This window comes from Jiangella ureilytica (assembly GCF_004348545.1).
GTDB classification, from domain to species: Bacteria; Actinomycetota; Actinomycetes; order Jiangellales; family Jiangellaceae; genus Jiangella; species Jiangella ureilytica.
The window spans coordinates 142,543-148,685 of sequence record NZ_SMKL01000003.1 but is presented as its reverse complement, the minus strand read 5'-3'; the positions used below and the strand labels follow the sequence as shown (position 1 = coordinate 148,685).

At 71.9% G+C, this 6,143-nt stretch carries 6 protein-coding genes; 3 read left to right on the top strand and 3 right to left on the bottom strand.

The annotated features are described in order from the left end of the window. Window positions 1–416: 416 nt before the first annotated feature. Both E1212_RS02515 and pepN read right to left on the bottom strand, forming a co-directional pair. Window positions 417–1,223 carry an IclR family transcriptional regulator gene (locus E1212_RS02515; protein ID WP_131978607.1) on the bottom strand — a complete coding sequence of 269 codons (807 nt, stop codon included), beginning with the start codon at window positions 1,221–1,223 and terminating at the stop codon, window positions 417–419. Window positions 1,224–1,290: 67 nt separating this feature from the next. Then, on the bottom strand, window positions 1,291–3,843 hold the full coding sequence (pepN, locus tag E1212_RS02510; RefSeq protein WP_131978605.1) for an aminopeptidase N: 2,553 nt from the start codon (window positions 3,841–3,843) through the stop codon (window positions 1,291–1,293). A gap of 128 nt (window positions 3,844–3,971) precedes the next feature. On the opposite strand from pepN, the gene E1212_RS02505 reads away from it, so the two are divergent. Together E1212_RS02505 and E1212_RS02500 are read left to right on the top strand one after the other, a co-directional pair. After that, window positions 3,972–4,580, top strand: a complete 609-nt coding sequence (locus E1212_RS02505) for a mycothiol-dependent nitroreductase Rv2466c family protein (RefSeq protein WP_131978602.1) — start codon at window positions 3,972–3,974, stop codon at window positions 4,578–4,580. A 42-nt stretch (window positions 4,581–4,622) separates the two neighbouring features. Continuing rightward, window positions 4,623–5,108, top strand: a complete 486-nt coding sequence (locus E1212_RS02500; RefSeq protein ID WP_131978599.1) for a ribose-5-phosphate isomerase — start codon at window positions 4,623–4,625, stop codon at window positions 5,106–5,108. Between the two features lie 14 nt (window positions 5,109–5,122). On the opposite strand, the gene E1212_RS02495 is transcribed toward E1212_RS02500, so the two are convergent. Continuing rightward, complete coding sequence (locus E1212_RS02495; RefSeq protein ID WP_131978596.1) at window positions 5,123–5,302, bottom strand: hypothetical protein; 180 nt, start codon at window positions 5,300–5,302, stop codon at window positions 5,123–5,125. A gap of 14 nt (window positions 5,303–5,316) precedes the next feature. Between E1212_RS02495 and E1212_RS02490 the strand changes: the two genes are divergently transcribed. After that, window positions 5,317–6,126, top strand: coding sequence for an Fpg/Nei family DNA glycosylase (locus E1212_RS02490; RefSeq protein ID WP_131978593.1), 810 nt, complete (start codon window positions 5,317–5,319; stop codon window positions 6,124–6,126). Window positions 6,127–6,143 lie beyond the last annotated feature (17 nt).

Sequence of the window (6,143 nt, the reverse complement as noted above, 5' to 3'; positions counted from 1 at the left end):
TGCGTCCGCGATGTGGGATCTGGCGCGTTTCGCGGGGCCATCACGAGGTTCTCTGCCGCTTCACGAGGCATGCATGCCTGGTGATGTGGCAGAACGCCTGGTGATGTAGCGGATCGCCGATGATCAACGCGGTACACAATCCGGCGAACCGGGCCAACCGGACCAACCGGGCGAAACGGGCACGCGAAACGGGGACGCGAAACGGCGAGGCGTGCCCAGGGTCTCCCCGTCCCCCTGATAGCTGCCCGTTCTTAGGCCCCGGGTGCCCGGGTCAAGCCGAAGCCCCCCACCACACGGTCAAGCAACCACAGAGGGCGCCGGCTTGAGGCGGGCACCCGGGGTCAAGAGAATGGGCAGCAGGGGGACGGGGAGCCCACCTCATCGCCCCGGCCGACCTCACAGACCCCCGGCCGACCTCAGCCGGGGAGTGCGGTGACCGTGGCGTGGTAGCCGAGGTTGGACGAGATCTGGTCGGCGTGCTCGATGGCGATCATGGCCAGCTCGTCCTGCCGGGCCGGCAGGTTCATGGCCGACAGCGGGCCCGACACCGAGAGCGCGGCGATGATCTGCCCGGATCGGTCGCGGATCGGGGCCGCGATGCAGGCGCGGCCGAACGCGAGCTCCTCGAGCTCGGTGGCGTAGCCGCGCGAGCGCACCTCGTGCAACCGGCCCTCGAGCTCGTCGAGCGAGGTGACGGTGTGCGGGGTGTAGCGGGCGTACTCGGTGCCGATGAGGTCGCGGAGCTCGGTCGGCGCCATCTCGCTGAGCAGCGCCTTCCCCATGGCGGTGGCGTGCAGTGGCCCGCCCCGGCCGATGAGTGTGGACGGCCGCGGCGCATTGACGCCCTCGAAGTGGCACAGGTAGAAGAGGCTGGCGCCGTGCCGCTCGGCGACGTTGACGCCCAGGCCCAGCGAGGCGGCGAGGTTCTGCGCCGCCTGGCGCGACTGCTGGTGCACCGGCGACTGGTTCAGCCCGATGCCGGCCAGCGTGATGACCCGCGGGCCGATGCCGTACAGGCCGCTGCGGCCGTGGTGGGTGAGATACCCGAGGTTGACCAGCGCGCCGACCAGCCGCGACACCGTCGACTGGCCCAGCCCGGTGGCCGCCACCAGTTCGGAGATGCGCCGCTCCGGGTGCTCCTCGGTGAACGCGGACAGCAGCGAGAGCGCCCGCTCGACGCTCTGGGTGCCGCCGGCGGACTCGCGGGCTGCTACTCGTGGCACGTCGTGAACCCCACATCATGCTCGGAACGGTCATCTACATGGTAGATGAAAGCCCGCACGAAACCCGTCAACCCGCCTGGCGGTCGCGCTCCTGTGCCCGCAGCGCCCGGTCGAGGTCGGCCAGTCCCTCGACGACGAGCCGGCGGGCGGCGTCGGGCAGCTCGGCGCCCTCGAGCCAGTGGCGCACCGTGCTGGCCGTGGCGGCGTCGGCGAGCACCCGCGGGAACAGCCCGATGATGATCGACTGGGCGCTCTCGCTGGTCCGCTCGGCCCAGACCCGCGGGACGGCGTCGAGATACGGCTGGACGTACGGGCGGACCAGCTCGCGCTGCTCGGGGTGGGCGAACCCGCGCACGGTGGCGGTCAGCAGGGCGTTCGGCAGCTCGTCGGACTCGACGGCGGCCTGCCAGGCGGCCGCCTTCGCGGCGTACGTCGGGACCGCCGCGCGGGCGTAGGCCGCCTGCCGCTGCCCGGTGGCGGTGTTGTCGCGCTCCAGCTCGGCGTCGACGGCGTCGTCACCGGCGGCGCCGAGGACGACGAGCCGCTGCAGCAGCGTCCAGCGCAGGTCGGTGTCCATGGTCAGGCCGGGAAGCAGCGCCTCGTCGCCGTCGAGCAGGGCGCGGATCTCGGCGACGTGCTCGTCGCTGGCGGCGGCCGCCACCCAGGCCCGGGCGAACGCGAGCTGGCGGTCGCTGCCGGCCTCGGCGGCCCCGGCCAGCTGACGCAGGGCCGCCGCCCAGCGCGCCGACAGCACCGTCCGGTTGGCCGGCAGCGCGTAGAGGTCGATGGCCGCGCGCGCGGAGTTCAGCACGTGCTGCACCACGCCCATGGACGTCTCGTGGTCGACCCCGCCCAGCACCAGCTCGACGAACGAGCTGGCCGACATCTCGGCGTCGCGGAGCATGTCGGTGGCGGCGGTCCAGCACAGCGCCCGCGGCAGGGAGTCGAGCGAGCCGATGGAGCGCACCACCGTCGCGAGCGAGCGGTCGTCGAGGCGCACCTTGGCGAAGGTGAGGTCGTCGTCGTTGACCAGCAGGAGGTCGGGCTGGGTCTCGCCGCGCAACTCGGCGACCTCGGTGCGCGGACCGGCGATGTCGAGCTCGACCCGGCGCCGCCGCACCAGGGCGCCGTCGTCGGTGTAGTCGTAGAGCCCGACGGCGACGCGGTGCGAGCGCAGCGCCGGGTGCTCCGGCGCCGCCGTCTGCTCGATGGCGACGGACGTGTACGCGCCGTTGTTGTCGACGGTGACCACCGGGCGCAGCGTGTTGACCCCGGCCGTGCGCAGCCACTCCTCGTTCCAGGCGGAGAGGTCGCGGCCGCTGGTCTGCTCGAGGTGCGCGAACAGGTCGGTGAGCGAGGTGTTGCCCCACGCGTGCTCGGCGAAGTAGGCCCGCACGCCCTCGAGGAACTCGTCGCGGCCGACCCAGGCCACCAGCTGCTTGAGCACGCTGGCGCCCTTGGCGTAGGTGATGCCGTCGAAGTTGACCTCGACGTCCTCGAGGTCACGGATGTCGGCGGAGATGGGGTGCGTGGACGGCAGCTGGTCCTGGCGCAGCGCCCAGAGCTTCTCGGTGACGGCGAACGTGGTCCAGCCATCGGTCCAGCGGGTGCCCTCGACCAGCGACAGCACGGACGCCCAGGTGGCGAAGGACTCGTTCAGCCAGAGGTCGTCCCACCAGCGCATGGTGACGAGGTCGCCGAACCACATGTGCGCCATCTCGTGCAGGATCGTCTCGGCGCGGCGCTCGTAGGCGGCGTCGGTGACCCGGCTGCGGAACACGTAGTCCTCGTGGTGGGTGACGGCGCCGGCGTTCTCCATGGCGCCGGCGTTGAACTCCGGCACGAACAGCTGGTCGTACTTCGCGAACGGATAGGCCAGGCCGAAGACGTCCTCGAAGAAGGCGAAGCCGCGCGTGGTGACGTCGAACAGCTCGGCGGCGTCGAGGTGCTCGGCCAGCGACTTGCGGCAGTACAGCGCCAGCGGGATCGTCTTCTCCTTGCCGACGTGCTCGGACCGCTCGACGTGGTACGGACCGGCGATGATGGCCGTCACGTACGTCGACAGCCGCGGCGTCGGCTCGAAGGTCCACCGCTTCGTGCCGTGGCTGGCCTTGCCGGCCTTGCCCGGCGAGTTCGACACGACCTCCCAGGTGGACGGCGCGTCGACCAGGAACGTGACCTCGGCCTTGAGATCGGGCTGCTCGAAGCAGGCGTAGACCCGGCGGGCGTCGGCGACCTCGAACTGGGAGTACAGGTAGACATCGTCGTCGACGGGGTCGACGAAACGATGCAGGCCTTCGCCCGTGCGCATGTAGGCGGCGTCGGCGACGACCGTGACCTCGTTCTGCGCGGCCAGCCCGTCGAGCCGGATCCGGGCGCCGTCGTACACCTCGGCGGGGTCGAGGGCGGTCCCGTTGAGGACGACCTCGTGGACCGCGGGCGCGACGAGGTCGAGCCACGTGCCGGCGCCCTCAGTAGCCGCGAACGACGCGTTGGTGGTGGACCCGAACGTGGTGTCGCCACGGGTGAGATCCAGTTCGACGGTGTAACGCACCGATGCGGGGTCGACGACGGAGGCGCGCTCGCGCGCCTCGTCGCGGGTCAGGTTCGTGCCAGACATGGCCTGATCCTGACAGAACATCCGCCGTCGTGCTGGCGATGCCCCCCGGGAATCGGTCGTGGCTCCCAGTGGTTCGACCACATCGAGACCTCATTGACGCGTCAACGTTGCCGAAGGGCTGCTCCCGTATGAGTGAGACCACCGCCGTCGACTTCTGGTTCGATCCGATCTGCCCATGGGCCTGGATGACGTCGCGCTGGATGATGGAGGTGGAGCAGGTGCGGCCGGTCGAGGTGACGTGGCACGTCATGTCGCTGTCCTACCTCAACGCCGAGCGTGACCTGGGCGAGAAGTACAACCGGCTCATGGCCGACAGCTGGGGCCCGGTCCGCGTCGTCATCGCGGCGCGGGAGCTGCACGGCCAGGAGTGGGTGAAGCCGCTCTACGACGCCATGGGCACCCGGTTCCACCTCGGCCGGCAGAAGGACCGAGAGGTCGTCATCGCCGAGGCGCTGGCCGAGGTCGGCCTGCCGGGCTCACTGGCCGCCTACGCCACCAGCGACGAGTACGACGAGGCGCTGAGGAAGAGTCACCACGCCGGTATGGACCAGGTCGGCACCGAGGTCGGCACGCCGGTCATCGGCGTCGAGGGCTACGCGTTCTTCGGCCCGGTCATGTCGCCGGCGCCCAAGGGCGACGACGCGGGCCGGGTGTGGGACGGCGTCCGTGCGCTGGCCTCGTACGACGGCTTCTTCGAGCTCAAGCGGACCCGTACCCGAGAGCCCATGTTCGACTGACCGCCGCCCGGCTTCCGGCGGGCATGCGGCAGACTGACGGCCATGCGCGTCCACGTCGGCTCCGACCACGCCGGGTACGAAGTCAAGAACCGCCTCGTCGAGCTGCTGCGCGACGGCGGGCACGAGGTCGTCGACCACGGCCCGTTCGTCTACGACGAGCTCGACGACTACCCGACGTTCTGCCTGCGGGCCGGCGAGGGCGTGGCCGCCGACCCGGGCAGCCTCGGCGTCGTCATCGGCGGGTCCGGCAACGGCGAGCAGATGGCCGCCAACAAGGTGGCGGGCATCAGGTCGGCGCTGGCGTGGTCCGAGGAGACCGCCCGGCTGGCGCGCGAGCACAACGACGCCCAGGTGCTCGCCGTCGGCGCCCGGATGCACCCGTTCGAGGACGTCGCGACGTTCGTGCGGACGTTCCTCGACACTCCGTTCTCGGGCAGCGAGCGGCACGCCCGCCGCATCGCCATGCTGAGCCGGTACGAGGTGGACGGCGAGCTCCCGCCGCTGCCCGCCCCGTCAGACACCCCCTAGCCCGACGCCCGCTGTCATTGCTGGGCTTTGGGCCGCGGCGGGAGCGGGGTCTTCCCGACCCGCTCGAGCGCCGCGGCGATCTCGGCCTTGCTGGGCCGCGACACGTCGCGGGCACGCAGCGCCCGAGACACCCCGACCTGCGAGCGCCGGTCGACCTGGTCGAGCTTGCGCACACCCTTCTCACGATCGTTCACAGGAAGGACGGTACGTGCCCGAGGGCCATACGATCCACCGGCTGGCCGGTGAGCTGACCGCAGCGTTCGGCGGCCGGCCGGTCGGCGTGGCCAGTCCGCAGGGCCGCTTCGCCGCAGGTGCCGCCGTCGTCGACGGCTCGGTCCTCGAGGGCGCGCAGGCGTACGGCAAGCACCTGTTCATCGGCTTCGCCGGACGGCGGTGGGTGCACGTCCACCTCGGGCTGTACGGGAAGTTCGGCGTCGTGGCCGCGCCGGTGCCGCCCGGTCCCGTCGTCGGCGAGGTTCGGATGCGGCTGACGGCGGCCGACGCGCACGCCGACCTGCGCGGGCCGACGCGGTGCGAGGTGATCGGCGACGACGAGAAGGCGGCCGTCGAGGCGCGGCTGGGCCCGGACCCGCTGCGTGGCGACGACCCCGCTCCGGCGCTCGCCCGCATCGGCCGCAGCCGGGCGCCCATCGGGGTGCTGCTCATGGACCAGGCGGTCGTGGCCGGCGTCGGCAACGTGTACCGCGCCGAGTCGCTCTACCGGGCCGGGATCGACCCCGCCCGGCCGGGCTCGACGGTGCCGGAGCCGGTGCTGCGGGAGATCTGGGCCGACCTGGTGTCGTTGATGCGGCGCGGGGTGCACAGCGGACGCATCGACACCGTCCGGCCGGAGCACGAGCCCGAGGCGATGGGCCGCCCGCCGCGCGTCGACGACCACGGGGGCGAGGTGTACGTGTACCGCCGCTCGGGGCAGCCCTGCCTCGTCTGCGGGACCCCCATGGCGGCCGGGCGGGCGGCGGCCAGAAACCTGTTCTGGTGCCCGAACTGCCAGCATTGACACGCCAGACAGGCAAT